General features: G+C 69.7%; 22 protein-coding genes. 12 read left to right on the forward strand and 10 right to left on the reverse strand.

All coding sequences use genetic code 11. The features are described 5' to 3' along the window. Positions 1-107 precede the first annotated feature (107 nt). The 7 genes from ABZ471_RS32805 to ABZ471_RS32835 all read left to right on the forward strand — a co-directional run bounded on the left by ABZ471_RS32805 (position 108) and on the right by ABZ471_RS32835 (position 8,254). The gene (locus tag ABZ471_RS32805; RefSeq protein ID WP_359071560.1) at positions 108-2,021 is read left to right on the forward strand and encodes a tetratricopeptide repeat protein; all 1,914 of its coding nucleotides are present in this window, start codon (positions 108-110) and stop codon (positions 2,019-2,021) included. A 237-nt stretch (positions 2,022-2,258) separates the two neighbouring features. Beyond that, positions 2,259-3,509: a helix-turn-helix transcriptional regulator gene (locus ABZ471_RS32810; protein WP_359071562.1), complete on the forward strand. Its 1,251-nt coding sequence runs from the start codon at positions 2,259-2,261 to the stop codon at positions 3,507-3,509. A gap of 191 nt (positions 3,510-3,700) precedes the next feature. Then, a complete protein-coding gene (locus ABZ471_RS32815) occupies positions 3,701-4,027 on the forward strand; it encodes a DUF6415 family natural product biosynthesis protein (RefSeq protein ID WP_359071563.1) in 327 nt (108 codons plus the stop codon). A 310-nt stretch (positions 4,028-4,337) separates the two neighbouring features. Then, a complete protein-coding gene (locus ABZ471_RS32820) occupies positions 4,338-5,705 on the forward strand; it encodes an extracellular solute-binding protein (RefSeq protein ID WP_359071565.1) in 1,368 nt (455 codons plus the stop codon). Positions 5,706-5,719: 14 nt separating this feature from the next. Beyond that, positions 5,720-6,565: a sugar ABC transporter permease gene (locus ABZ471_RS32825; protein WP_359071567.1), complete on the forward strand. Its 846-nt coding sequence runs from the start codon at positions 5,720-5,722 to the stop codon at positions 6,563-6,565. Between the two features lie 7 nt (positions 6,566-6,572). Continuing rightward, positions 6,573-7,400, forward strand: coding sequence for a carbohydrate ABC transporter permease (locus tag ABZ471_RS32830; RefSeq protein WP_359071569.1), 828 nt, complete (start codon positions 6,573-6,575; stop codon positions 7,398-7,400). A gap of 128 nt (positions 7,401-7,528) precedes the next feature. Next, on the forward strand, positions 7,529-8,254 hold the full coding sequence (locus ABZ471_RS32835) for a helix-turn-helix transcriptional regulator (RefSeq protein ID WP_359071571.1): 726 nt from the start codon (positions 7,529-7,531) through the stop codon (positions 8,252-8,254). Here the strand turns inward: ABZ471_RS32835 and ABZ471_RS32840 are convergent. Then, positions 8,251-9,276 (reverse strand): ATP-dependent 6-phosphofructokinase, encoded by a 1,026-nt coding sequence (locus ABZ471_RS32840; protein WP_359071573.1) that lies wholly within the window; start codon positions 9,274-9,276, stop codon positions 8,251-8,253. The two genes, ABZ471_RS32835 and ABZ471_RS32840, sit on opposite strands and share 4 nt — an antisense overlap. 183 nt (positions 9,277-9,459) lie before the next feature. Between ABZ471_RS32840 and pta the strand changes: the two genes are divergently transcribed. From pta to pyk, 3 genes are all read left to right on the forward strand, one after another. After that, a complete protein-coding gene (gene pta / locus ABZ471_RS32845; RefSeq protein ID WP_359071575.1) occupies positions 9,460-11,550 on the forward strand; it encodes a phosphate acetyltransferase in 2,091 nt (696 codons plus the stop codon). Beyond that, positions 11,547-12,758, forward strand: a complete 1,212-nt coding sequence (locus ABZ471_RS32850; RefSeq protein WP_359071576.1) for an acetate kinase — start codon at positions 11,547-11,549, stop codon at positions 12,756-12,758. Before pta ends, ABZ471_RS32850 begins: the two co-directional genes overlap by 4 nt. Positions 12,759-12,857: 99 nt before the next feature. Next, positions 12,858-14,285 (forward strand): pyruvate kinase, encoded by a 1,428-nt coding sequence (gene pyk, locus ABZ471_RS32855; RefSeq protein WP_359071577.1) that lies wholly within the window; start codon positions 12,858-12,860, stop codon positions 14,283-14,285. Positions 14,286-14,442: 157 nt separating this feature from the next. Here the strand turns inward: pyk and ABZ471_RS32860 are convergent, their stop codons facing one another. The 4 genes from ABZ471_RS32860 to ABZ471_RS32875 all read right to left on the reverse strand — a co-directional run bounded on the left by ABZ471_RS32860 (position 14,443) and on the right by ABZ471_RS32875 (position 18,710). After that, the gene (locus ABZ471_RS32860; protein WP_359071579.1) at positions 14,443-15,798 is read right to left on the reverse strand and encodes a hypothetical protein; all 1,356 of its coding nucleotides are present in this window, start codon (positions 15,796-15,798) and stop codon (positions 14,443-14,445) included. Beyond that, the gene (locus ABZ471_RS32865; RefSeq protein ID WP_359071581.1) at positions 15,788-16,345 is read right to left on the reverse strand and encodes a DUF6114 domain-containing protein; all 558 of its coding nucleotides are present in this window, start codon (positions 16,343-16,345) and stop codon (positions 15,788-15,790) included. The genes ABZ471_RS32860 and ABZ471_RS32865 overlap by 11 nt, the downstream gene beginning before the upstream one ends. Positions 16,346-16,462: 117 nt before the next feature. Beyond that, entirely contained in the window at positions 16,463-17,116 is a 654-nt protein-coding gene (locus tag ABZ471_RS32870; protein WP_359071583.1) for a DUF6230 family protein, read from the reverse strand. Positions 17,117-17,738: 622 nt separating this feature from the next. After that, on the reverse strand, positions 17,739-18,710 hold the full coding sequence (locus ABZ471_RS32875) for a tetratricopeptide repeat protein (protein ID WP_359071585.1): 972 nt from the start codon (positions 18,708-18,710) through the stop codon (positions 17,739-17,741). Between the two features lie 208 nt (positions 18,711-18,918). Here ABZ471_RS32875 and ABZ471_RS32880 point away from each other — a divergent pair, with 208 nt between their 5' ends. Both ABZ471_RS32880 and ABZ471_RS32885 read left to right on the forward strand, forming a co-directional pair. Continuing rightward, a complete protein-coding gene (locus ABZ471_RS32880; protein WP_359071587.1) occupies positions 18,919-19,545 on the forward strand; it encodes a TetR/AcrR family transcriptional regulator in 627 nt (208 codons plus the stop codon). Positions 19,546-19,831: 286 nt separating this feature from the next. Next, positions 19,832-20,989 (forward strand): DUF3103 family protein, encoded by a 1,158-nt coding sequence (locus tag ABZ471_RS32885; protein WP_359071588.1) that lies wholly within the window; start codon positions 19,832-19,834, stop codon positions 20,987-20,989. Between the two features lie 61 nt (positions 20,990-21,050). Here the strand turns inward: ABZ471_RS32885 and ABZ471_RS32890 are convergent, their stop codons facing one another. From ABZ471_RS32890 to ABZ471_RS32910, 5 genes are all read right to left on the reverse strand, one after another. Continuing rightward, on the reverse strand, positions 21,051-22,751 hold the full coding sequence (locus tag ABZ471_RS32890) for a methylmalonyl-CoA mutase family protein (RefSeq protein ID WP_359071590.1): 1,701 nt from the start codon (positions 22,749-22,751) through the stop codon (positions 21,051-21,053). Positions 22,752-22,826: 75 nt separating this feature from the next. Continuing rightward, positions 22,827-23,165 (reverse strand): DUF3817 domain-containing protein, encoded by a 339-nt coding sequence (locus ABZ471_RS32895; protein WP_359071591.1) that lies wholly within the window; start codon positions 23,163-23,165, stop codon positions 22,827-22,829. Between the two features lie 43 nt (positions 23,166-23,208). Then, the gene (locus ABZ471_RS32900) at positions 23,209-23,718 is read right to left on the reverse strand and encodes a MarR family transcriptional regulator (protein ID WP_359071593.1); all 510 of its coding nucleotides are present in this window, start codon (positions 23,716-23,718) and stop codon (positions 23,209-23,211) included. A gap of 167 nt (positions 23,719-23,885) precedes the next feature. Beyond that, a complete protein-coding gene (locus tag ABZ471_RS32905; RefSeq protein WP_359071594.1) occupies positions 23,886-24,536 on the reverse strand; it encodes a TetR/AcrR family transcriptional regulator in 651 nt (216 codons plus the stop codon). Continuing rightward, positions 24,533-25,213 carry a DUF4166 domain-containing protein gene (locus ABZ471_RS32910; protein ID WP_359071614.1) on the reverse strand — a complete coding sequence of 227 codons (681 nt, stop codon included), beginning with the start codon at positions 25,211-25,213 and terminating at the stop codon, positions 24,533-24,535. Before ABZ471_RS32910 ends, ABZ471_RS32905 begins: the two co-directional genes overlap by 4 nt. Positions 25,214-25,225 lie beyond the last annotated feature (12 nt).

Below are 25,225 nucleotides of genomic sequence, written 5' to 3' on the forward strand. Positions count from 1 at the left end.
TCACCGGCCGGTCGGCGGAGCTGAACCGCCTGCTCCCCCACCTGGCACCCGGCGGGGACAACACGACCGCGACCGCGCTGCCGCTCCTCATCTTCGCCGTCACCGGTATGGGAGGCATCGGCAAGACCGCGCTGGCGGTGGAGGCGGCGCATCGGGCCCGTGCGAAGGGCTGGTTCCCGGGCGGGACGCTCTTCGTGGACCTGCGCGGGTACGACGACGACCCGGTCACGGCGGATCAGGCGGTCGCGTCCCTGCTCGACGCACTTGGCGTACGGGGCCAGGAACTGCCGCCGACGTCGGAGCGCCAGCACGACGCATACCGCGAACTCCTCGCCGAACGGCGGGAACGGATGCTGCTGATCCTGGACAACGCGTCGGACCCGTCGCAGTACGTGCCGCTGCTACCCGGCTCGGACGACCACCGGGTTCTCATCACCTCCCGGGACCGTCCCGACGCTCTTCCGGTACGCCTCGTCGACCTCGAAACACTCGACCCGGACGACTCTGTCGCCCTGGTGACCCGCGCCCTGCACGACACCGACGAACGCGACGAACGCCCGGGACGCGAACCCGAGGCACTGCGCGAACTGGCCGATCATTGTGGTCACTTGCCCCTGGCGCTCCAGATCGCCGCGGGGATGCTGCGCCGACGGCGCCATCGGGACATCGCCTCACTGGTGGCCGAGATCCGGAACGCCGGGGACCCGACCGCCGTTCTCGATCACGGCAGCCCGGGCACGGACCTGTACGGCCGCTCGCTGGTCCTGCGTCCTGTGCTGGAGACGTCGTATCACCGGCTGCCGCCGGACCAGGCCCGGTTGCTGCGCCTGCTCTGCCTTGCGCCGGGTACGGAGACTGGCACGGAGGCGATCGCCGCCTTGGCCGACCTTGACACGGACGCCGTGCTGCTCCTGCTGGAGGACTTGGCCGCCGCGCATCTCGTCACGCCGGTGCGGCGCGTCGATGAGACGGGTTCGGCCATGAGATGGCGGGCGCATGACGTGGTGCGGGGGTTCGGGGCGGGTGTGGTGGTAGGGCATGTCGGGTTGCGAGATGAGGGGGAGGCGGCGCGGGAGCGGGTGCTGGGGTTCTACTACCGGTGGGCGGATGCCGCTGATGAGCGATTGCGGTGGCTTCCGGGCCTGGAGGAGCCGGAGCGGTTCGGGGACCGAGGTCAGGCGTTGGCGTGGCTGGACAGTGAGCGGGCGGGTCTGGTAGCCGCGGTGGGGTGGGCGCGGGAGGAGCGGTTCGCGGGCACGGCGGTGCGGCTGGCGGAGTGCCTGGGGGAGTACCTCTACTGGCGCCGGTATTTCGACGACTGGATCGCCGTCGGGGAGGTCGCGCGAGAGGCCGCCCGCCGGGCCGGGGACCGCGTAGACGAGGCCAACGCGGGGACCAACCTCGGCAACGCCCTCGGGGAGGCGGGCCGGGTGGAGGAAGCCATCAACGCTCACACGCGCGCCCGCGACCTCTACCAGGCTGCCGGAGACCGCCGCCACGAGGCCATCGCGTGGAACAACCTCGGCAGCGCCCTGCGGAAGGCGGGCCGGGTGGAGGAAGCCATCGACGCCCACACGCGCGCCCGCGACCTCTACCAGGCTGCCGGAGACCGCCACCACGAGGCCATCGCGTGGAACAACCTCGGCAACGCCCTGCGGGAGGCGGGCCAGAAGGAGGAGGCCATCGACGCCCACACCCAAGCCCGCAACCTGTACCAGGCCACAGGCGACCGCCGCCGCGAGGCGAAGGCCTGGAACAACCTCGGCATCGCTCTGCGGAAGGTGGGCCGACTGGAGGAAGCGGTCGAGGCATACGGCAAATCCCTTGAGAATCGACAGGAGTTCGAGGACTGGTACGGCGAGGGGCTGACCCTGGAGAACCTGGCCCGCGCCTACGAGTACGCCCATCGCCCCGCCGAGGCCCGCACCGCATTCCTCCAGTCCGCCGACGCCTACACCCGCGCCAACGCCCCCGCCGAAGCCGCCCAAGCCCGCACCTGGGCGGCCGAACTACCGGAATAACTCCCAACCTCACCCCACTCCCCAGGCTCCCGCGGCTCCCGCGGCTCCCCGAACCCCCGCTCCCCCTCGCACGCCCGCACCATGCACCTGAGCACCCGCAGCGCCGCCCATACACGCCCTCGTCACCAGTTCACGCGGTGATCTACAAAAGGCGTGAAGGCTCTGCTGGACCGTCACTTGAGACGGCCTCTACCCCTACCCTGACAGTGACGATGCTGCTAGGAGAGGCAGGCCGTTATGTCCTCAGAAGCTACTCCGGGCCCGTACGCCGATCCGCTGCGGTTCGGGCAGAGGGTGCAAATCCTTCGCGAGCGCCGCGGAATGACCCAATTTCAACTCGGTGGCCTCATCGGACTCTCGGAGCACACCGTGCGGAAGATCGAGAATGGCCAGCAGAAGCCACCAGGACTCGAGACGGTGCTGCGCATCGCCGAGGCTCTGCGGGTCCGGAACCTGGCCGAGCTTACGGGCCGCTCCGACACACACGTGGACCTGTTCATCGGTCCCGGCCATCCACGCCTCGCAGCCGTCAAGGCTGCCGTCGACAGCTTTCCGCTCAGCACCGGCGTCGAGCCGCCACCGGTGGAGCACCTTGAGGCCCGGCTGCACGCCGCGTGGAAGGCACGGCACGCGTCGAAGAACCATCGCGAGGCGATCGGCAGGCTATTGCCCGACCTGATCCGCGACGCCCAAGTCCTTGTCCGACAGGCCGACGGCGCAGCTGACCGACGCACCGCGCAAGCCCAGCTCGCTCAGACGTACTCGCTGTCACAGTTCTTCGTCGCCTACCAGCCCGACTCGTCCCTGCTGTGGCGCGTTGCCGAGCGCTGCATGATCGCCGCCCAGGAGAGCGAAGACCCGCATACCATCGGCGTCGCCTCGTGGCTGCTGGCGCAGGCGCACCGCGACTCCGGGCCGAGGCACTACGACGCGGCCGACGCCGTCAATTTGGAGGCCGTACGCTTCCTTGAGCCCCTGCTGCCCGATGCCTCAGACGACGTCCTCGCCATCGCGGGCGCCCTTGAGTTCGAGCTCGGCTACACCGCCGCCCGACGACGCGAAACAGGGACGGCATGGCGGCGCTGGGACAAGGCCAACGACATGGCGACGCGGTTGCCGGCCGATTACTACCACCCGGTCACCAGCTTCAGCCAGGCCGTCATGGGCGCGCACGCGGTTACTGTGGCTGTGGAGCTGCATCAGGGCGGTGAGTCTGTGCGACAGGCGGCCCGCGCGGATCAGACGACCATCCAGTCCCGTCCCCGCCGTGCCCGTCACCGGATCGAGGAGGCGCGCGGCTACCACCTCGACAACCAGCCGGACGTGGCAGTCGCCTCGCTGGAGAAGGCGTACGAGGCCGCGCCGGAGACGATCCGGTACAACGGCTACGCGCGGGCGATCCTCCTGGAACAGGTCGAGTCGACGCAGGCTCCTCGTCGTCGCCGTGCATCGGAACTGGCGGTGAAGGTCGGCCTTCTCGCTGCCTGAGAGTAGCGACCGGATTACGGTCGGCGGTACCGCGCTGGCGCTTCTACGGTCGAAGCCTCAAGACCCCGGCGGCCTGGCAGGGCCCCGGGGCGTGGCCAACGCTTCAAGGGAGCGCCGACACCATGAAAGCTACAACCCAATCGGCGGCCGTGGCAGATCACGGTCAGGGAGTCCCGCTGGACCTCGCGACGATGCGCGAGACTGTGAACATCCTGCTGGACCCGGATGCCGTCCCGAATGTACTGCCCCCGTCCGGCGCCGAGATCGAGACGCTGACCCTGACGGTACGCGGCCAACTTGAGCTGCTCATCCCAGAGGTCGAGGTAGCGGCCAAGAAGCTGGACAAGGGAAGCATCCTCCGCTACTGCGCGCTCGCCTGTCTCGGCGACGCACGCAGTCGGCTCCAGGCCGAGCCGAGCCGCCGGTACGGCGGAGCCGCCGGCCACGCCCGGCGGCTGGCCCGTGCCCTGAACGCCCTGTGCGACCACTACGAGAAGATCAGCAGTGCTCGCTCGTGACGGCGGCTGCCGCTCACGAGTAGTGAAGACGCGGGCACCTGGCTGACCGCGCCCCCATGGCGACTGCAGGGTCAGGGTCGCACCGAACGCCCCTCCTGTCGCGGGCCGAACACTGCAGCGGGAGGGGTTCCTCGGCCGACCTCCGCCCGCCTTCAGGCCGCCGAGCCGTCACTCAAGCCAACGTCCCTGACGAGAAGCCGCAATGCCGAATGGCAACGCAGACGCATTGACCTGACTAGACCACTTCTCCTACGTTCACACGGCAGCCATCTCCACGCCACGCCACACCAATGTGCGCCCGCAGGAGGTCATGCCCGTGCGCCCCACCGCCGCCATCCTCATCGCACTCACCCTCGCCGCAACCGCCCTCACCGCGTGCAGCGGAAGCTCCGGCAGCAGCCCCAACACCCTGAAGATCTCCTTCAAGCAGTCGACCGACAACTCCATCAAGGTGATGGACACCTACCTCGCCGACATGAAGAAGGAGTTCGAGGAGAAGTACCCGGGCAAGAAGGTGGAACTCGTCCCCATCAAGGCCCCGGACGCGGAGTACTACACCAAGCTCCAGCAGATGCTCCGCTCCCCCAGGACCGCCCCGGACCTGGTCTACGAGGACACCTTCCTCATCAACTCGGACATCACGAGCGGGTACTTGAAGCCCCTCGACCCGTACCTCGCCAAGTGGCCGGACTGGCAGCAGTTCGTGGACACCGCCCGGAACGCGGCGCAGGGCGCGGACGGGAAGACGTACGGCGTCCCGGACGGCACCGACACCCGAGGGCTCTGGTTCGACAAACGCGTGTTCAGGAAGGCCGGGCTCCCGGCCGACTGGCAGCCGAGGACCTGGGACGACATCCTCGCCGCCGCCCGCACCATCAGGCAGAAGGTCCCCGGCGCCATCCCCCTCAACGTGTACACCGGCAAACCCGCCGGCGAGTCCGCCACCATGCAGACCTTCGAGATGCTGCTGTACGGCACCAACGACGGGACGACGGACCCCCTGTACGACGCCGCCACCAAGAAGTGGATCACCGGCAGCCAGGCTTTCAAGGACTCCCTCTCCTTCGTGGAGAAGGTCTACAAGGAGAAGCTCGGCCCGGACGTCTCCGACGCCCTCGACCCCAACTTCAGCACCGCCGTCCGCGGCGAACTCCTCCCCCAGGGCAAGCTCGGCATCGCCCTCGACGGCTCCTGGCTGCCACAGGACTGGCTGCCGGGCAGCGGGCACGAGTGGAAGGACTGGTCGAAGCAGCTCGGCCTCGCGTACATGCCCACGCAGCACGGCCAGGCCCCCGGCAAGGTCAGCATGTCCGGCGGCTGGACCTGGTCGATCCCGGCGAAGGCGGCCCACCCGGACCTCGCCTTCGACTTCATCAGGACGATGCAGACGAAGGACAACGCCCGGAAGTGGTACATCGCCAACTCCGGCATCGCGGTGCGCAGGGACGTGGCGAGCGACCCCGCGTACGTCGGCGCCCAGCCCGGCATCAAGTTCTTCACCGACCTGGTCGCCAGCACCCACTACCGGCCCGCCTATCCCGCGTACCCGAAGGTGTCGACCGCCGTCCAGGAGGCCATGGAGGGTGTGACCACCGGTGACCGGTCCGTCGAGAAGGCGGCGAGCGGCTACGACAGCACCCTCAAGGACGTCACCGACGACCAAGTGATCCAGAAGTGAGGCTCCAGCGGCGGATGGCCCGGGCCCTCCCCGTCACCCCGGCCCTGGTCCTCCTGGTCCTCTTCCTCGCCGGTCCCATCGCCTATTGCGTCTACATCGCCTTCACCGACCTCCAGCTGACCGGCCAGGCCCACTCCTCCTTCGTCGGCCTCGACAACTTCCGCAAGGCCTTCCACGACGGCGCGTTCCTCAACGCCGTATGGCTGACCCTGGTGTTCACCGTGCTGTCCTCGCTCGTCGGGCAGAACACCCTGGGACTGGCCCTCGCCGCGCTGATGAAACGTGCTTCCCCGCCCGTCCGTACGCTCACCGGTGCGGTCGTGATCACCGCCTGGGTGCTGCCGGAGGTCGTCGCGGGGTTCCTGCTGTACGCCTTCTTCCGGCGCGAAGGGACCCTGAACGCCATCCTGGACCAGCTCCATCTGCCCGCCCAGAACTGGCTGTTCACCCTTCCCGTCCTCGCCGTCTCCTTCGCCAACGTCTGGCGCGGCACGGCGTTCTCGATGCTCGTCTACTCCGCCGCGCTGGACGAGATACCGAGCGAGATCACGGAGGCGGCGGAAGTGGACGGGGCGGGCGGATGGCGGCGGATGTGGCACATCACGCTGCCGATGATCCGGCGTTCCATCGGCACCAACCTCATGCTCAACACCCTCCAGACACTCTCCGTCTTCGGGCTGATCTGGGTGATGACCAGGGGCGGGCCCGGCGACAGGAGCCAGACCCTGCCGCTGTTCATGTACGAACAGGCCTTCCAGAACAGCATGATCGGGTACGGCACCGCCGTCGCCCTGCTCCTGCTGCTCGTGGGCTCCCTGTTCTCCGTCGTCTATCTGCGCCTGCTGCGGACGGAGGTGTAGGCCGGCCATGCCCCGTGACCGTCCCTCCCGTCGCCTCGCCGCCGACGCCGGGCTGCTGGTCGTGGCCCTCGCCTTCGCGCTGCCCCTCGCCTGGGTGGTGCTGTCCTCCGTGGACCCGCACGCGAACCTGAGGGTCAAGGTGCCCGACGGGCTCACTCTCGGCAACTTCGACGCGATCCTGACCCCGGACATCACCTACACCCCGCTGCTCAACAGCCTCGTCCTGTGCGGCGGAGCCACGGCGCTGACCGTCGTCTGCGCCGCGCTCGCCGCCTATCCGCTCTCCCGGTTCCGGTCCCGGCTGAACCGGCCGTTCCTGCTGACGATCCTGTTCGCGACGAGTCTGCCGATCACCGCGATCATGGTGCCGGTGTACGCGCTGTTCGTCCGGGTGAATCTGATCGACACCCTGCAGGGGACGATCTTCTTCTTCGCCGCCTCCCAACTCCCCTTCGCCATCTGGCTGATGAAGAACTTCATGGACGGGGTGCCCAAGGAGCTGGAGGAGGCCGCGTGGACGGACGGTGCGTCGTCACTGCAGTCGCTCGTGCGGATCGTTCTCCCGCTCATGGGGCCGGGGCTCGCCGTCGTCACCGTCTTCTCGTTCGTGATGATGTGGGGGAACTTCTTCGTCCCCTTCATGCTCCTGCTCAGCCCGGACCGGATGCCGGCCTCGGTCAGCATCAACGACTTCTTCGGCAACCGCGGGATGGTGGCGTACGGGCAGCTCGCCGCGTTCTCCGTGATCTACTCGACGCCGGTGATCCTTCTGTACGTGCTGGTCGCGAGGAAGCTGGGGGGCGGCTTCGCGCTGGGCGGTGCCGTCAAGGGATGATCCGCAGCGGTGATGTGTCCGTTACCTACCGAACGGCCGGAACGTACCGAACGGCCGGAACCGTACGTTCCTACAATCGGTGATCCTGGGCGAACAGCCCGTAGTCACCCGGCTCCCGCACCCCTAGCTTGTGCGGGGTGCGCCAACCCTCAGCCCAACCGAACCCCTCGGCTCCCCCGTTCAACGCCCCCGCCGCCCGCAGGCTCCGTGCCGCCCTCGGCATGGGGCCGGAGCACGTCGCCTACGGAATGCGTGCCTCGTACGGGATGCCGTACGTCACCCCGGACCTCGTGATCGCGTGGGAGCGCGGCACCGTCTCGCCCGGCAACCCCGAGCTCACCGCGCTCGCGGGCGTGTTGTGGTGTTCCCCGGGCGAGCTGATCGGTCGGCCCCGGACCCTGCGGGAGCACCGGATCGCCCGCGCGCTCGCCCCCGAGGACGTCGCCCGTGCCATCGGGACCGATCTGCGCGGCTATCTGCGCATGGAGGAGAGCGGCGACTGGCGCGGCAACGACCGCCAGGCGGCCGCCCTCGCGGAGATCCTGGATCTGTCGCTGCCCGACTTCGTCGCCGTCACCGGCCTGGAGGAGCGGCTGGCCGAGCTGCTGCGCAGTGCCGTCACCACGCGCTGGCAGGCCTATGTCCGGCCGGTGTCGAAGATCGCGCCGGTGGATCGGGGGCGGCTGGAGGGCGTGCTCCAGGAGCTGCACCAGGACTACCAGGGGCAGATGGTGGCCAGCCTCAGCTGGGGCGGGAACAGCGCGGCCAGCGCCTCGAGCGACGCCGGCCGCGACTTCCTCGACCAGATCGTGGAGTACTTCTGGGAGAGGGTGGAGGACGGTACGGCGGCCTAGAAGACCGACTCGGCCTCGTCCATCCGGTCCTTCGGTACCGTCTTCAGCTCGGTGACCGCCTCCGCGAGCGGCACCATCTGCACGTCGGTGCCGCGCAGTGCGGTCATCTTGCCGAAGTCGCCGCGGTGTGCGGCCTCGACGGCGTGCCAGCCGAAGCGGGTGGCGAGGACGCGGTCGTACGCGGTCGGGACGCCGCCGCGCTGGATGTGGCCGAGGATGACCGGCTTGGCCTCCTTGCCGAGGCGCCGTTCCAGCTCGTAGGCGAGCGCGGTGCCGATGCCCTGGAAGCGCTCGTGGCCGTACTGGTCGATCTCACCCTTGCCGTAGTCCATGGTGCCCTCGGCGGGGTGGGCGCCCTCGGCGACGCAGACGACCGCGAACTTCTTGCCGCGGGAGAACCGCTCCTCGACCATCTTGACCAGGTCGGCGGGGTCGAAGGGGCGCTCGGGCAGGCAGATGCCGTGGGCGCCGGCGGCCATGCCGGACTCCAGGGCGATCCAGCCGGCGTGCCGGCCCATGACCTCGACGACCATCACCCGCTGGTGGGACTCGGCGGTCGTCTTCAGGCGGTCCATGGCCTCCGTGGCGACGCCGACGGCGGTGTCGAAGCCGAAGGTGCGGTCGGTGGAGGAGATGTCGTTGTCGATGGTCTTCGGGACGCCGACCACCGGCAGCCCTGCGTCGGAGAGCATGCGGGCCGCGGTCAGGGTGCCCTCGCCGCCGATCGGGATCAGCGCGTCGATGCCGAACTCCTCGACCATGTCGGCGGCGCCTTCGCAGGCCTCGCGCAGCCGGTCGCGCTCCAGACGGGAGGAGCCGAGGATGGTGCCGCCGCGGGCCAGGATGCCGCTGACGGCGTCCAGGTCGAGAGAGCGGTAGTGACGGTCGAGCAGACCTCGGTAGCCGTCCTCGAAGCCGATGACCTCGTCGCCGTACTGCGCCACCGCCCGGTGCACGACCGACCGGATCACGGCGTTCAGGCCGGGGCAGTCGCCGCCTGCGGTGAGAACTCCGATGCGCATCGTGCTGTGTCTCCTGCTCGCTGTCGGTACCGGTGAGCCAGATCTGATTCTTTCACGTCCGCCGGAGCGGTGAGATCCTGACGGGCGCCTTATCCGGGCCCAGGGGTATTGTCAAGAGGGTTCTGCTCACCTCGGTGGGCGATTTTTATGCCGGTGACGAGACCGACGAAACGGAGTGCACAGGTGACGCGCAGCGTGTACGTGACCGGGATCGACCGCGGCGACGGCCGCCAGGTCGTCGAGCTGGGAGTCATGGAACTCCTGACCCGGCAGGTCGACCGGGTGGGGGTGTTCCGCCCCCTCGTGCACCACATGCCCGACCGGCTGTTCGAACTGCTGCGGGCCCGGTACCGCCTCTCCCAGGACCCGGCGACCGTCTACGGCATGGACTACCACGAGGCGTCCGCGCTCCAGGCCGAGCAGGGCACGGACGAGCTGGTCTCCACGCTGGTCGACCGCTTCCACCTGGTGGCCCGGGACTACGACGTCGTCCTGGTCCTCGGCACCGACTTCGCCGACACCCAGCTGCCGGACGAACTTTCCCTGAACGCCCGGCTCGCCAACGAGTTCGGCGCGTCCGTGATCCCGGTGGTCGGCGGCCGCAGGCAGACGGGCGAGTCCGTGCTGGCCGAGACGCGCAACGCGTACCGGGCGTACGACGGTCTGGGCTGCGACGTGCTGGCCATGGTCGCCAACCGGGTGGCCCGCGAGGACCGCGACGAGATCGCCGAGCGGCTCGCGAACCGCCTGCCGGTGCCGGCGTACGTGCTGCCGGACGACCCCGCGCTGTCCGCGCCGACGGTCGCGCAGATCGCCCAGACCCTCGGCGCCAAGGTGCTGCTCGGCGACGACTCCGGGCTCGCCCGGGACGCGCTGGGCTTCGTCTTCGGCGGCGCGATGCTGCCCAACTTCCTGAGCGCTCTGACCCCGGGCTGCCTGGTCGTGACGCCGGGCGACCGCGCCGACCTGGTCGTCGGTTCGCTGGCCGCGCACAGCGCCGGCACCCCGCCGATAGCCGGCGTTCTGCTGACCCTGAACGAGGTGCCGCGCGAGGAGATCCTCACGCTGGCCGCCCGTCTCGCCCCGGGCACCCCGGTGATCTCGGTCCCCGGCACCAGCTTCCCCACCGCCGAGCACCTCTTCGCGATGGAGGGGAAGATGACCGCGGCCACTCCGCGCAAGGCGGAGACCGCGCTCGGCCTGTTCGAGCGGTACACCGACACCGCCGACCTGGCCCGCCGGGTCTCGGCGCCGAGCAGCGACCGGGTCACCCCGATGATGTTCGAGCACAAGCTGCTGGAGCAGGCCCGCTCGGACAAACGGCGGGTCGTGCTGCCTGAGGGCACCGAGGAGCGGGTGCTGCACGCGGCCGAGGTGCTGCTGCGTCGCGGGGTGTGCGACCTGACCCTGCTCGGCCCGGTCGACCGGATCCGCAAGAAGGCGGCCGACCTGGGCATCGACCTCGGCGACACCCAGCTGATCGACCCGGCCACCTCCGAGCTGCGCGACGCGTTCGCCGAGCAGTACGCCCGGTTGCGCGCCCACAAGGGCGTGACGGTGGAGCTGGCCTACGACGTCGTCTCGGACGTGAACTACTTCGGCACCCTGATGGTCCAGGAGGGTCTGGCCGACGGCATGGTGTCGGGCTCGGTGCACTCGACCGCGGCCACCATCCGGCCCGCCTTCGAGATCATCAAGACGAAGCCGGACTCCTCGATCGTGTCGTCCGTGTTCTTCATGTGCCTGGCCGACAAGGTGCTGGTCTACGGCGACTGCGCGGTCAACCCGGTCCCGAACGCCCAGCAGCTGGCGGACATCGCCGTCCAGTCGGCGGGCACCGCGGCGCGGTTCGGCGTGGAGCCGCGGATCGCGATGCTGTCGTACTCCACCGGTACGTCGGGCTCGGGCGCCGACGTCGACAAGGTGCGCGAGGCGACGGAGCTGGCGCGCTCGCGGCGGCCGGACCTGAAGATCGAGGGGCCGATCCAGTACGACGCGGCCGTGGAGCCGTCCGTCGCCGCGACCAAGCTTCCCGGATCCGAGGTCGCCGGGCAGGCCAGCGTGCTGATCTTCCCCGACCTCAACACCGGCAACAACACCTACAAGGCCGTACAGCGCTCGGCCGGCGCGATCGCCGTCGGGCCGGTCCTGCAGGGCCTGCGCAAGCCGGTCAACGACCTGTCCCGCGGCGCGCTCGTCCAGGACATCGTCAACACCGTCGCCATCACGGCGATCCAGGCCCAGCACCCGAACGAGAAGGCGTCCGAGCAGTGACCTCCCCCACCCGTGTCCTCGTCCTCAACTCCGGCTCCTCGTCGGTGAAGTACCAGCTGCTGGACATGCGGGACAGCAGTCGGCTGGCGGTGGGTCTGGTGGAGCGCATCGGCGAGCAGACCTCCCGGCTCAAGCACACCTGTGCCGCCACGGGTGAGACCCGCGAGCACAGCGGCCCGATCGCCGACCACGACGCGGCCCTCAAGGCGGTCGCGGAGGAGCTGACCCGGGACGGCCTGGGCCTGGACTCGCCGGAGCTGGCCGCGATCGGGCACCGGGTGGTGCACGGCGGCATGTTCTTCACCGAGCCCACCGTGATCGACGACGAGGTGCTCGCCGAGATCGAGCGGCTGATCCCCGTGGCGCCGCTGCACAACCCGGCCAATCTCACGGGTATCCGCACCGCGCAGGCGCTGCGCCCCGACCTGCCGCAGGTCGCGGTGTTCGACACGGCGTTCCACACGACGATGCCGGAGTCCGCGGCGCGCTACGCGATCGACCCGAAGATCGCGGACCGGCACCGCATCCGCCGCTACGGCTTCCACGGCACCTCGCACGCGTACGTCTCCCGGGAGACGGCGCGGCTGCTGGGCAAGGACCCGTCGGAGGTGAACGTGATCGTGCTGCACCTCGGCAACGGTGCCTCGGCGTCGGCCGTCGAGCGGGGCCGGTGCGTGGACACCTCCATGGGGCTGACGCCGTTGGAGGGCCTCGTGATGGGAACGCGGTCCGGCGATCTGGATCCCGCCGTCATCTTCCATTTGGAGCGTGTTGGCGGAATGTCCACGGACGAGATCGACACTCTTCTCAACAAGAGGAGCGGTCTGTTCGGTCTCTGCGGGGACAATGACATGCGGGAGATCCGCCGCCGGATCGACGAGGGCGACGAAGAGGCCGAGCTGGCCTTCGGCATTTACATTCACCGGCTCAAGAAGTACATCGGCGCCTATTACGCGGTCCTCGGCCAGGTGGACGCGGTCGCGTTCACGGCCGGGGTCGGCGAGAACGCGGCGCCCGTGCGGGAGGCGGCGATCGCGGGCCTGGAGGGCCTGGGCCTGGTGGTCGACGCCGGCCTGAACGCCGTGCGCAGCGGTGAGCCGCGGCTGATCTCCCCCGAGTCCGCGCGGGTCGCGGTCGCCGTGGTGCCGACCGACGAAGAACTGGAGATCGCCACACAGACGTATGCGCTGGTCGGAATGGACAGCTGAGCAATACACCGCAGTAACACGCCTGAGCGCATGTCCGCCCATTTGTATCTTCCGCCAGACGGAATATTCCGCAGCGAAACAAACCGATAGGATCGCCCCATGCGCCGTTCGAAAATCGTCTGTACTCTCGGCCCCGCGGTCGACACCCACGAGATGCTTGTCGCCATGATCGAGGCGGGCATGAATGTGGCCCGTTTCAACTTCAGCCACGGCACCCACGCCGAGCACCAGGCGCGGTACGACCGCGTCCGGGCCGCGTCCAAGGAGACCGGCCGTGCCCTCGGTGTCCTCGCCGACCTCCAGGGCCCGAAGATCCGCCTGGAGACCTTCGCCGAGGGGCCGGTCGAGCTGGAGCGCGGTGACGAGTTCGTCATCACGACCGAGGACGTGCCGGGCGACAAGCAGATCTGCGGCACGACGTACAAGGGGCTGCCGGGCGACGTCTCGCGCGGCGACCAGGTCCTGATCAACGACGGCAACGTCGAGCTGAAGGTGCTGGACGTCGAGGGCCCGCGGGTGAAGACGATCGTCATCGAGGGCGGTGTCGTCTCCGACCACAAGGGCATCAACCTGCCCGGCACGGCGGTCAACGTCCCGGCGCTGTCCGAGAAGGACATCGAGGACCTGCGCTTCGCCCTCCGGATGGGCTGCGACATGGTCGCGCTGTCCTTCGTCCGGGACGCCAAGGACGTGCAGGACGTCCACCGCGTGATGGACGAGGAGGGCCGCCGGGTCCCCGTGATCGCCAAGGTGGAGAAGCCGCAGGCGGTCGAGAACATGGAGGAAGTCGTCGCGGCGTTCGACGCCGTCATGGTGGCCCGCGGTGACCTCGCCGTCGAGTACCCGCTGGAGAAGGTCCCGATGGTGCAGAAGCGCCTGGTGGAGATGTGCCGGCGCAACGCCAAGCCGGTGATCGTGGCGACCCAGATGATGGAGTCGATGATCACCAACTCCCGGCCGACCCGCGCCGAGGCCTCCGACGTGGCGAACGCTATCCTGGACGGCGCGGACGCGGTCATGCTGTCGGCGGAGTCCTCGGTGGGCGCCTACCCGGTCGAGACCGTCAAGACGATGTCGAAGATCGTCACCGCGGCCGAGCAGGAGCTGCTCTCCAAGGGCCTGCAGCCGCTCGTCCCCGGCAAGAAGCCGCGCACGCAGGGCGGTTCGGTCGCCCGCGCGGCCTGCGAGATCGCCGACTTCCTCGGCGGCCGGGGCCTGATCGCCTTCACCCAGTCCGGCGACACCGCCCGCCGTCTGTCCCGCTACCGCGCGTCCCAGCCGATCCTCGCCTTCACCACCGACGAGGGCACCCGCAACCAGCTGACCCTCAGCTGGGGCGTGGAGCCGCACGTCGTCCCGTTGGTCAACAGCACCGACGAGATGGTCGACATGGTGGACCAGGAGCTGGCCAAGCTGGGCCGCTTCAACCCCGGCGACACGGTCGTCATCACCGCCGGCTCGCCCCCCGGCGTCCCCGGCACCACCAACATGGTCCGCGTCCACCACGTGGGCGGCCAGAGCAGCTGACGCTCCCCGCCAGGCCTGGTACGACACTGAGGGCGCCCCCTGCGGCAGGGGGCGCCCTCAGTGGTGCGCAAGGGTCGCCAAAGGTCGTGGCCCGGCCCTCCACAACTGGAGGGCCGGGCCACGGTGTTGCGGCTCCCGGACGGGCTTGCGGGGGCGGTCAGTCGGTGGTGTACACGTGCATACCGGGCACGTGCAGGGTGCCGCCGAACTGGCCTGCCTGCGTCACCTTCACATGGGTGAAGTAGATCAGCGGGATGTTGAGCGGGGGCGGGCTGTCCGGGCTGAACGTCACCGGGATCAGGCCGAACAGGTTGCCCGAGATGCTCTCGGTGTACATCACGGTGACGCCGTCTCGGATGGTCGACGTCGAGCCCTCGGACGCCTGGACGTGGTACGTCTTGCCCGACTGCTTGTCCTTCACCGTCTGGTGCAGGTCACCGATGTCGGTCCCGCCGGAGATGACGTACTTCAGCACCTTCTTCTTGGTGCCGTTGGCCGTCTTCACCTCGACGATGCCCTGGTAGTCGGCGCTCTTCAGGAGCAGCGAGCTGGCGTTCAGGTACCAGGGGTCGTCCGCCACCGGCACCTTGTTGTCGACACCGCTCTCGTCGTCGGTGGCCACCGGGCAGTCGTCGGGGGACGCCGAGGCGCTGGCGGAGGGGCTGGGCGTGGCCGACGCGGCCGCGTCCTTGACCGCCTCGGTGGTGTCCTCGGCCGTCTTGGAGACCGTGTCGGTGGTGTCCTTCACCGTGTCCGTGACCGTCTTGGTGGCCTTGTCCACGGTGTCCTTGACCGTGCCGGACGCGCTGCCCGTGTCGGCGGAGCCGGACGACCCGGACGAGGACGGCGTGGCCGGCGAGGACGACGCGGACGCGGACGGCGTCGGGCTCGCGGTCGTGCCGGAGTCCTTCTTGCCGCCGGTGAGGATGTCACCGATCGTGTCACCGATCGTGTCCAGCAGACCGCCGTCGCTGCTCTGGGACGCCGAGGGGGTCGGCGTGGCGGTGTCGCCGCCACCGGAGCCGGAGCCGGAGTCCGAGGAACCCGACGATCCCGAGGTCGCCGTCGGCTTGGGCGTGGCGCCCTTGTCGTCGGAACCTGAATCCGGCGACGAGGTCTTGCCGGAGTCCCCGGCGGTGTCGGTGGCCGCGTCCTTGGCGTCGGCGGACGCCGTGGGGGTCGGCGTGGCCGTGCCGGTGGACTCGCTCGCGGACGGTGAGGGCGAGGCCGAGCCGTCCTTGGCATCGTCCAGCGCCGCTACGCAGTCCTTGTAGTCCGCGGCCTTCTGGCTGTTGGACGTCGCGGTACCGCCGTTGTTGTCGGCGAGAGCGAGCGACGACGTGAAGCCCATGCCCATGAGAACCGCCGTGGGCATCGCCACGGAGGCGATCGCCTTGCCGGCCGGCATGTGAAACCTGGTGAACAGCGGCTTTTTGGGTGCCGCGTGGCGGGGCCCGGTTCTCGCACGGGACCCGTCCACATCGGTCCCGTGGGTCACCTCGTCAGCCGGCACTGTGCCTCCCGTTCGCCTCGTTGGCCGGACTCGTTCCTGACAGGTCGTACGACTCGTGCACCCCGTCCGCAGCCTGGTGGGGCAGCGGTGCGGCGTCGGGGGCAGCACCCTCACCAGGGACGGGCCCGGCAGGCGGCTCCGACTGCGGCGGCGGGCCCGGCGCCCACGACACGGCCATCGCGCCGCCGACGAGGGCGAGCAGGAAGCCCATGATGAAGCCACCGAAGTTGGAAACGGGGAGCGACACCAGCGCCAGAAGGATCGCAGCGACGCCCGCGAACGTTCTCACGTGCTTCTGGAACCAGAGGCTGATGCCCAACACGATGAGCAGCACGCCGATGATCAGGGATCCCGCTCCCGCGGTGGTCGCCATCGCAAGCGTCAGGTGACCGATCTGGAGGTGGAAGTACGGGAAGTAGATGATCGGAAGGCCGCTGAGCATGACATACAGCCCCGCCCAGAAGGGACGCGCGCCCCGCCAGGCGCGGAACTGCAGCCTCCGGCGGGTGAACTGGCCGGGGTCGGCAACAGAAGTCTCGGCGCTCATGGAAAACAGCTCCCTGGTGCGGCGTTGCTGTGGTGGTGATGTGTGCCGCGAGTGAAGACGCGGCCGGAGAGGTGACGGGCGGGGGCGCCACCGGCTCCCCCGCCCGTCAACGAGTGACTAGTAGCACTCGATTCCTGCGCCGCTGCCCTTGTGCAGCGACATGTGCAGACCGCTGAGCTTGAAGGTTCCGGCAGTGGTCGCCCACGCCGTCTGCTTCACGCCGGACAGGTCCACCGAGTCAGCCTGCTGGGCGAAGCCGAACGGGTTGGCCTGCTCGCCGTTGCCCTTCATGCCCGGACCCTTGCTGGCGTCCTTGGCGGCCACACCGATGTCGAGGCCGTGGAAGGTCGCGTCGGCCTGAAGGTCCTCGACGTCGATGTACAGCCTGTCCGCCTGGACCTGCTTGTCCTTGTCGGTGCTGTCACCCGCCTCGAGGCGCAGCGTGACATCCCCGAGGATCGGGATGTCCGGGGTGACGACCGACTGACACATCTTCTGGATCGTGGCGCTCTGGAACGCCGAGACCGCGACGGGGTGAGCAGCCTTTCCACCCGACATCGTGTAACCCGAGTCGATGGCTCCGTACTGCGCGAAGCCCTCACCGTGGAGGTTCTTCGCCGTCACCTTGAACGACTGACCCGAAACACTGAACGAAGCAGCGAGAGCGCCCTGCGCGAGGGCGACACCTATCGCAGCCGTAGCGGCGACGCTGGGCACCATGACCACAGCGAACCGCTTCCATCTGGTCCCGCCACGCACCTGGGACTCCATATTTCCTCCTTCTCGGACGTACATCTCCTGGCCCGGACTCGCCCCAGTCGGCGGCTCAGCCAGGCAGGGATGGGAGAAGTGCTACGTCCTCGGGAAGGAGAGCGCCCGTACTCGGAGGCGCGAACCGCGCCCGAATCACCGGCGATCACCCCCGAGCGACAACCACTGGTCGCGCCTGACACACATCACGCACAACCTCTGGACAGGCTTCGCCGTTCTGGCGAAGACCCCCCTGCCCTAGAGCCGGCGCCACTGCCGCCGGCTCTGCTCGGTGGGGACCCAGGGTCTCCCGTGACCCGACCGGCCGCCGGGGTAGGGGAAATGGACCGAGCGTCGCCGATCGTGGTGCATTCTCGCGCCGGACACAAGGGGGTTCGTTACTCGCTAGTAACGGCCGGATAACCGAACAACGACCCGCCGGTCTCGGAGCGCCACACTCGGTGGCATCCAGGGGCAGAGCAAAGCCGTTGATCCCTGGACGAAACCAGACAGACCAACGGCTCTGATTTACTGCGAGTAACAGCAATCGCGATTACCAAGATTTGGTAAAGCGCGGCCACCCTGACGTCTCGTCGGCAAATCTTTCACCCCGGCAACACAAGCCGTGGCGTTTAGTAGCTGCTCAGAACAGCGCTCGCGCCAGCGCCCGGCGTGCCCCGATCACCCGTGGATCCTCGGAACCCACGACCTCGAACAGCTCCAGCAGCCGGCGCCGCACCGCATCCCGGTCGTCACCCACCGTGCGCTGCACGGTCTCGATCAGCCGCCCGAAGGCGTCCTCGACATGACCGCCCACCAGGTCGAGGTCGGCGGCCGCGATCTGCGTCTCGACGTCGGCCGGCTTCTCGGCCGCGTTCCTGCGCACCTGCTGCGGGTCCATGTCCTGCACCCGCTGGAGCAACTCGGCCTGCGCGAGTCCGAGTTTGGCCTCGGTGTTGCCCGGGTCGTCGCTGAGCACGTTCTTGTAGGCCTGGACGGCACCGCCCAGGTCACCTGCGTCCAGCGCCTGCACGGCGGCCTCCAGCAGGGCGTCGTACGGGCCCGCCGGCATCTCGCGCACGGGGGCGCCGCCCGGCTCCGCGTCCGGGTCGACGGTCAGGCCGGTCAGTCCGAAGCGCTGCTCGGCGACCTGAACCAGCTGGTCCAGGGTCTGGCGGATCTGCTCCTCGCCCGCGGCGCCCTGGAAGAGCGGCAGGGCCTGCCCCGCCACGACGGCGAACACAGCCGGGATCCCCTGGACCCCGAACTGCTGCATCAGCATCTGGTTGGCGTCGACATCGATCTTCGCGAGGAGGAAACGGCCGTTGTACTCGACGGCCAGCCGCTCCAGGACCGGGCTCAGCTGCTTGCAGGGCTGACACCACTCGGCCCAGAAGTCGATGACGACGGGGACTTCGGCGGAGCGCTGGAGGACATCGCTCTCGAAACCGGCTTCATCGACATCAATGACGAGGTCGGCCGGAGAGACGGCCCCCGCCCCGCCCTGCCGGGCGGCTTCGGCGCGCGCCTGCTCGGCCTTGGCTCTGGCCTCCTGGGCCGCCTTCACCGCGGCGAGGTCGACGACGCCGCTCATGGACATGTTCCGTGGCTGCATGCGTCTATCCTCCCCCGTTCCCGCGCATGAATGAAAAAGCGATGTGGTTGGCGCCGGGTCCCCACCCACGCCGGTGGTCGTCGCCCGCGTACGTCCCTCACGAGCTTTCGCTACGACTCGTAGCGTAATGCCATGAGGGGCCCCCGCGACACCACGCCCCGGTGATCTCCCTCACGGCCTCACACGAACTGCCGGTTATGGTCGTGGGATGCACAGCCGCACCCCCGCCAGCCGCGCCGGGCGCCCGCGCAGCGCCGCCGCGGACGCCGCGATCCTGGCGGCCACGCGTGAGGCGCTGGTGGAACTCGGGTGGTCCAGGCTCACCCTGGGAGACGTGGCGACGCGGGCCGGGGTTGCAAAGACGACGCTGTACCGGCGCTGGGCCGGCAAGCACGAACTGGTGGTCGACGCGGTCGCCGAACTGTTCGACGAACTGGAACTGCCCAACCGCGGCAGTCTCGCCGCCGACATCGAGGGCGTGGTCCTGCAGTTCGCGGCGATCCTGGCCCGCCCGGAGGCCAGGAGCGGCCTCATGGCGGCGGTCGCGGAGTCGACCCGCGACGACGCCCTGCGCGAGCGCATCCGCGCCTCCATCGTGGACCGCCAGATGCGTCTGGTCCTGGAGGGCCGCGAGCGGGCCCAGTGTCGCGGCGAACTCCCCCCGGAACCGGACCCGGCCGAGGCCGCCCGCACGGTGGAACTGATCTTCGACATGGTGGCGGGAGCGGTCGTCCACCGCACCCTGGTGAGCGGCAAGCCGGCGGACGAGCAGTGGGCACGGAGCTTCACCCGGGTGCTGCTGCTCGGCCTGACCGCTCCGCCGACCGAGCCGTAGACCCGCAGACCCGTACCCCGTAGGCCCGTAAGCCCGTAGACCCGAGGGCCAGAAGGCCGGGAGGCCCGGGGACAGGCTCCCTCCGCTTTCCGTTCCCGGATGTTCATCCGGACCCGTGACGGCACCCCTTGTCGTTCTGTCATGTCACCGCCATCATTCAGGCGGTATCTACTCGCATAGATCCGCCTTGATCCTGCTGGATCCCGCAGGGATCCCGCGGGATCCGCCTCGCAGCACCCGCTCCACCTGACAGCGCGACCCGACTGGCCCAGGAGGACCGATCCACGTGAGACCCCGTCACCCCCGCCGGCACGGCACCCTTGCCGCCCTCGCGGCTGCCCTGGTGGCCTTGAGCGCCGGGCAGACCCTCAGCGCCCCGCCCGCCTCGGCGGCCGCCCCCCACTCCCCCGCTCCCGCGTCCGCGGTGGCCACGGCCGAGGACCAGGCCGCGCGTGCCCTCGCCGGCTCGCTCACCGACAGCGCCTGGCGCACCCGCGTCCGCAAGGCCGCCCTCGCCTCCCACGAGGTGGCCGTCACCTCCCTGGCCCACGGCCCCCTCAAGTCCGCCCTGACCGCGGCCGACCGCCGCATCGCCACGGCCAAGGGCCTGGACAGCGAGGTCGGTTCGCTGCTCCGGCTGCGCCTCGGGGACGACTCCATGCGCGCGGCGCTGGCGGCCGGCACCACCCCCTGGGTCGCCGTGGCGGCCTCCGACGACGACACCGCCGCCGTCACCGCCTACGACAGCCGCGGCCGGACGCACACGCTCGACACCCGCACGGCGCCGGCGCACCCGGTGTACGTCGTCGACGTCGACGGGTCCACGGCGCTGGCCGCCGGCCTGAAGGTCCTCGGCGCGGAGCTGCAGCGGCGCGGTGTCGCCTCCGCGGCCCCCGCGCCCACCGCCGCACCGGACGCCCGGCGGGCCGCCGGGCAGGCGGCGCCGGCCGCCGCGGGCTTCTGGACCACCAGGATCACCTCGGTGGAGCTCTCGGACGACGAGGAGCCCTGGGTCAAGGGCGACGCCGAGATCTACACCCTGGTCACCGGCTTCGGCCAGGACGGCAAGGTCCGCGTCGACCCGGTCGACATGCCCTACCTCGACAACGACGGCACGGTGTACCGGCCGAACCAGATCCTGGTCAACTGGTCGAACTACAAGTACAACCTGGCCGACGCCGTGATGATGGAGGAGGACGGCAGCACCAACTACCGCGACCTCGCCAAGGCCATCGCCACCGCTCTGCTCACCATCACCGACCAGGGCGCCTACATCCCCCTGGTGAACGCCGTCCTGGACGCCATCCCGGACGACTGGTGGACGGACGACCCGGACTACGTCGACTCCTGGTACACCCTCGCCCGGAGCGACAACGGCACCCGCCACGGCGCCCGGGGCAACGGCTGGATGACCGTGGAGCCCTACTTCGTGCAGCAGTTCTGAATCCGGAGCGACAGCGCGGAGGGGCCGGCGGCGGACGCCGCCGGCCCCTCCGCGTCCGCCGTCAGAAGCCGGCGGGCTCGGTGTACACGCCCCACTCGTCCCGCAGCACCCCGCAGATCTCGCCCAGCGTCGCCTCGGCACGTACGGCATCCAGCATCGGCTCGATCATGTTCCCGCCGGACCGGGCCGCGGCGAGCATCCCGTCCAGCGCCGTCCGCACGGTCCCCTCGTCCCGCGCCGTCTTCCGCTCGGAGAGCACGCGCACCTGCTCCCGCTCCACCTCATGGCTGACCCGCAGGATCTCCAGGTCCCCGGTGACCGACCCGGTGTGGACGTTGACGCCCACGACGCGCTTGTCGCCCTTCTCCAGAGACTGCTGGTACCGGAACGCGGACTCCGCGATCTCCCCGGTGAACCAGCCGTCCTCGATCCCGCGCAGGATGCCGGAGGTGATGGGTCCGATCGGGTGCCGCCCGTCGGGGTGCGCCCTGAGGCCCCGCTCCCTGATCTGCTCGAAGATCTTCTCCGCGTCCGCCTCGATCCGGTCCGTCAGCTGCTCGACGTACCAGGAACCGCCCAGCGGATCCGCCACGTTGGCGACCCCGGTCTCCTCCATGAGCACCTGCTGCGTACGCAGCGCGATCTCCGCCGCCTGCTCGCTCGGCAGCGCGAGGGTCTCGTCGAGGGCGTTGGTGTGCAGCGAGTTGGTCCCGCCGAGCACGGCGGACAGCGCCTCCACAGCCGTACGCACCACGTTGTTGTACGGCTGCTGCGCGGTCAGCGAGACACCGGCGGTCTGCGTGTGGAACCGCAGCCACTGCGCCTTGTCGCTCCGGGCGCCGTACACGTCCCGCATCCAGCGCGCCCAGATCCGCCGGGCCGCCCGGAACTTGGCGATCTCCTCGAAGAAGTCCAGATGGGCGTCGAAGAAGAAGGAGAGGCCGGGCGCGAACACGTCCACGTCGAGCCCGCGCGAGAGCCCCAGCTCCACGTACCCGAAGCCGTCCGCGAGCGTGTACGCCAGCTCCTGCGCGGCCGTGGCCCCGGCCTCGCGGATGTGGTAGCCGGAGACGGACAGCGGCTTGTAGGCGGGGATGCCGGCCGCGCAGTACTCCATGAGGTCGCCGATGAGGCGCAGATGGGGCTCCGGCTGGAAGAGCCACTCCTTCTGCGCGATGTACTCCTTGAAGATGTCGGTCTGGAGGGTCCCGTTGAGCACCCCCGGATCCACGCCCTGCCGCTCGGCGGCGACGAGGTACATGCAGAAGACGGGCACGGCAGGCCCGCTGATCGTCATCGAGGTCGTGACGTCACCCAGCGGGATGTCCTTGAACAGGACCTCCATGTCGGCCGCCGAGTCGATCGCCACCCCGCAGTGCCCGACCTCGCCGAGCGAGCGGGGGTCGTCGGAGTCGCGCCCCATGAGCGTCGGCATGTCGAAGGCGACGGACAGGCCACCGCCGCCCGCCGCGAGGATCATCTTGTACCGCTCGTTCGTCTGCTCGGCATTGCCGAACCCGGCGAACTGGCGGATCGTCCAGGTGCGCCCGCGGTAGCCGGTCGGATGGAGCCCGCGCGTGAAGGGGTACTCCCCGGGCCAGCCGATCCGCTCGAATCCCTCGTACGCATCCCCCGGTCGGGGTCCGTACACCGGCTCAACGGGATCGCCGGAGAGCGTGGTGAAGTCTGCGTCGCGCTTGCGCGCGGCGTCGTATCGGGCCTGCCAGCGTCGGCGGCCCTCCTCGATGGCGTGAGCGTCCATACCCTCGAATTTACTAGGACGTCCTAGTAAATGTCGATGGCTAACCGCCGTACGAGTTCCGTACGGCGGTGAAAGCTAGGCTTTGGCCACGGCCGGAGCCGGGTCGGCGACCTCGGTCTCCAGCTCGCGGCTGATCTTCCGCTCGACGAAGAACGCGGCCGTGGGGATCGTCCCCGCCAGCAGCACCCACAGCTGCTTGCCGACCGGCCATTTCGCCTTGGAGCCCAGGTCGAAGGCGAAGACCAGGTAGACGACGTACAGCCAGCCGTGCGCGATGGCGACGACCCGGGTGACGTCGGCGGCACCGTCGACGTCCAGCCCGTACTTCGCGATCATGCTCAGACACAGCAGGACCAGCAGGACACCGGTGACATAGGCCAAGACGCGGTAGCGGGTCAGCACGCTCTTCTTCATGCGGTCGAGCGTAACGGTCCGTTCCGGGAGATCTTGCCCCGGGTCACTCCTCGTGGAAGTCGTGCGCGGCGACCCGCAGCGGACGGAGCATCGCGAAGATCTCCGCACATTCCTCGGCGTCGTACGCCCCCAGGCCGAAGTCCATCGCCATCAGGTCGCGGGTGGCCGCCTCGACCACCTCACGGCCCTTGTCGGTGATGACGGCGAGCGTGCCGCGGCCGTCGTTGGGGTTGGGGCGCTTGGCCACCAGACCGGACTTCACCAGCCGGTCCACGGTGTTCGTCACGGAGGTGGGGTGCACCATCAGCCGCTCGCCGATCTTGGACATCGGCAGCTCGCCGGCCTTGGAGAAGGTGAGCAGCACCAGCGCCTCATAGCGCGCGAAGGTCAGACCGTACGGCTTGACCACCGCGTCGACCTCGGCCAGCAGGATCTGCTGCGCCCGCATGATCGAGGTGATCGCGGCCATCGGCGGCACGTTTCCCCAGCGCTGCTTCCAGAGCTCGTCGGCACGGGCGATGGGGTCGAAGGGAAGACTGAGAGGCTTCGGCACGTCATCAGACCCTACCCGCCGGTCATATGCCGGTCAGCCCCGTCTCGGCTTTCGGTCGCCCGACCGACATCCGGGTGACATCCATGGTGACGTCCGTCACCTTTTCCGCGGGCGACCTCTCGTACGAGGGCGTCGCACGAGGGCGCCGGGAATCCGTCCGCCGCCGGTCAGCCGCGGCTCGTGCGGCGCAGGTGGTGGCGGACCGCGCGCTGGGCCACCGGGCCCAGCGCGTCCAGGGCCGCGACCAGGGCGCCCAGCTGTTCGAGGGCGTCGAGGGCCGCGTGCGCACCCGCCTCGTCCACACCCTCGTACAGCTCGATGCCGACGAAGGAGGCGGCGACGGCGCGGGCGAGGCCCGCCGGGTCGGCGAACTCCGCCATGGGCGTCGAGGCGAGCACCCGGCGCAGCACCTGCTCGATCTCGGCGATCCACAGGTCGAGACCGGCGGCCGTGGCCGGGCCGAGGGCGGCATGGGTCTGGGCGCCGGCCAGGAGCTGGCCGAGGAGGGCCACATGGCCGCCGGCCCGTTCCTCCTCGTGGATCTCGCGGCCGACGGCGAGCAGCTCGGAGAGGGAGGCGACGGAGGCGAGCCGGGGGCGGTGCCGCGCCACTGCCTTCTCTGCGCCGTAGCGGCAGGCGGCGGCCAGCAGCTCGTCCACCGATCCGAAATGGTAGAAGACCAGCGCCTGGTTGACCCCGGCCGCCGAGGCCACCGTACGGGCCGAGGTCTTGGCGATGCCCTGCTCGGTGAGTGTGCGCAGCGCGCCCTCCAGGAGCTTGGTCTTGGTCTCCTGGGACTTCGCCGTCTCCGGGCTCATGCGCGCGCCTCCTCCCGCACCGGGCGCAGTCCGGTCCGCACCCCGCAGGCACGGATGTTCCTGTACGAGGCCGTGAAGGAGCCCTCGTAGCCGAAGAGCGGCCCGAAGCAGCGGTTCACCACGCTCACCCGGATCCGGAAGCGGCCGGCGGCGTCGTCGTAGGACTCGCGCACCTCGGCGGTGGCGCCGACCAACTCCGGTACACGCACGTCCACCGGGCCCTCCCGGAAGCGGTGCTCGCCGGAGCGGATGAGCAGCGAGCCGTCGGGCTCGGCGCCGAAGTGGAGTTCGCTGGCGAGGTGCTGGTGGGTGCCGAGGTAGTCGAGGATGCGGTCGCCCTTGGGGCTGAGCACCATCTGGGCGTCGAAGCGGCGGGAGCGCCCGGGCAGGTCGAAGGTGCGCACGAAGGTCACCGTCTCACGGCCGAAGGTGTCGGCGTACGGCACGTTCTCGATCACGAAGGGGACGTCACGTCCGGCCTGCGGGACGAGGATGTTGCGGGTGGCGCCCAGGGCCAGGAACGGCTTCACGAACGCCGGCCCGTGCCAGATCCGGTCCATCACGCCCCGGCCGGTGCAGGCCTCCCCGCTCGCCAGGCCCACCGAGAAGCGGCGCCGCAGCTGGGGGTGGAGACGGTCGAAGTCGTCGCCCATCACCGTGCGGAACATCGAGTTCATCGGGGTCGTCGC

This window comes from Streptomyces sp. NPDC005728 (assembly GCF_040630895.1).
In the GTDB taxonomy this organism is placed as follows: Bacteria; Actinomycetota; Actinomycetes; order Streptomycetales; family Streptomycetaceae; genus Streptomyces.

What these genes read in the sequence shown, in the direction of transcription:
- ABZ471_RS32805 (WP_359071560.1), top strand. Translation starts at nt 108, where the DNA reads ATGGGAGGCATCGGCAAGACCGCGCTGGCGGTGGAGGCGGCGCATCGG.
- ABZ471_RS32810 (WP_359071562.1), top strand. Translation starts at nt 2,259, where the DNA reads ATGTCCTCAGAAGCTACTCCGGGCCCGTACGCCGATCCGCTGCGGTTC.
- ABZ471_RS32815 (WP_359071563.1), top strand. Translation starts at nt 3,701, where the DNA reads ATGCGCGAGACTGTGAACATCCTGCTGGACCCGGATGCCGTCCCGAAT.
- ABZ471_RS32820 (WP_359071565.1), top strand. Translation starts at nt 4,338, where the DNA reads ATGCCCGTGCGCCCCACCGCCGCCATCCTCATCGCACTCACCCTCGCC.
- ABZ471_RS32825 (WP_359071567.1), top strand. Translation starts at nt 5,720, where the DNA reads ATGGCCCGGGCCCTCCCCGTCACCCCGGCCCTGGTCCTCCTGGTCCTC.
- ABZ471_RS32830 (WP_359071569.1), top strand. Translation starts at nt 6,573, where the DNA reads ATGCCCCGTGACCGTCCCTCCCGTCGCCTCGCCGCCGACGCCGGGCTG.
- ABZ471_RS32840 (WP_359071573.1), bottom strand. Translation starts at nt 9,276, where the DNA reads ATGCGCATCGGAGTTCTCACCGCAGGCGGCGACTGCCCCGGCCTGAAC.
- pyk (WP_359071577.1), top strand. Translation starts at nt 12,858, where the DNA reads ATGCGCCGTTCGAAAATCGTCTGTACTCTCGGCCCCGCGGTCGACACC.
- ABZ471_RS32865 (WP_359071581.1), bottom strand. Translation starts at nt 16,345, where the DNA reads ATGAGCGCCGAGACTTCTGTTGCCGACCCCGGCCAGTTCACCCGCCGG.
- ABZ471_RS32870 (WP_359071583.1), bottom strand. Translation starts at nt 17,116, where the DNA reads ATGGAGTCCCAGGTGCGTGGCGGGACCAGATGGAAGCGGTTCGCTGTG.
- ABZ471_RS32875 (WP_359071585.1), bottom strand. Translation starts at nt 18,710, where the DNA reads ATGCAGCCACGGAACATGTCCATGAGCGGCGTCGTCGACCTCGCCGCG.
- ABZ471_RS32880 (WP_359071587.1), top strand. Translation starts at nt 18,919, where the DNA reads ATGCACAGCCGCACCCCCGCCAGCCGCGCCGGGCGCCCGCGCAGCGCC.
- ABZ471_RS32890 (WP_359071590.1), bottom strand. Translation starts at nt 22,751, where the DNA reads ATGGACGCTCACGCCATCGAGGAGGGCCGCCGACGCTGGCAGGCCCGA.
- ABZ471_RS32895 (WP_359071591.1), bottom strand. Translation starts at nt 23,165, where the DNA reads ATGAAGAAGAGCGTGCTGACCCGCTACCGCGTCTTGGCCTATGTCACC.
- ABZ471_RS32905 (WP_359071594.1), bottom strand. Translation starts at nt 24,536, where the DNA reads ATGAGCCCGGAGACGGCGAAGTCCCAGGAGACCAAGACCAAGCTCCTG.
- ABZ471_RS32910 (WP_359071614.1), bottom strand. Translation starts at nt 25,213, where the DNA reads ATGAACTCGATGTTCCGCACGGTGATGGGCGACGACTTCGACCGTCTC.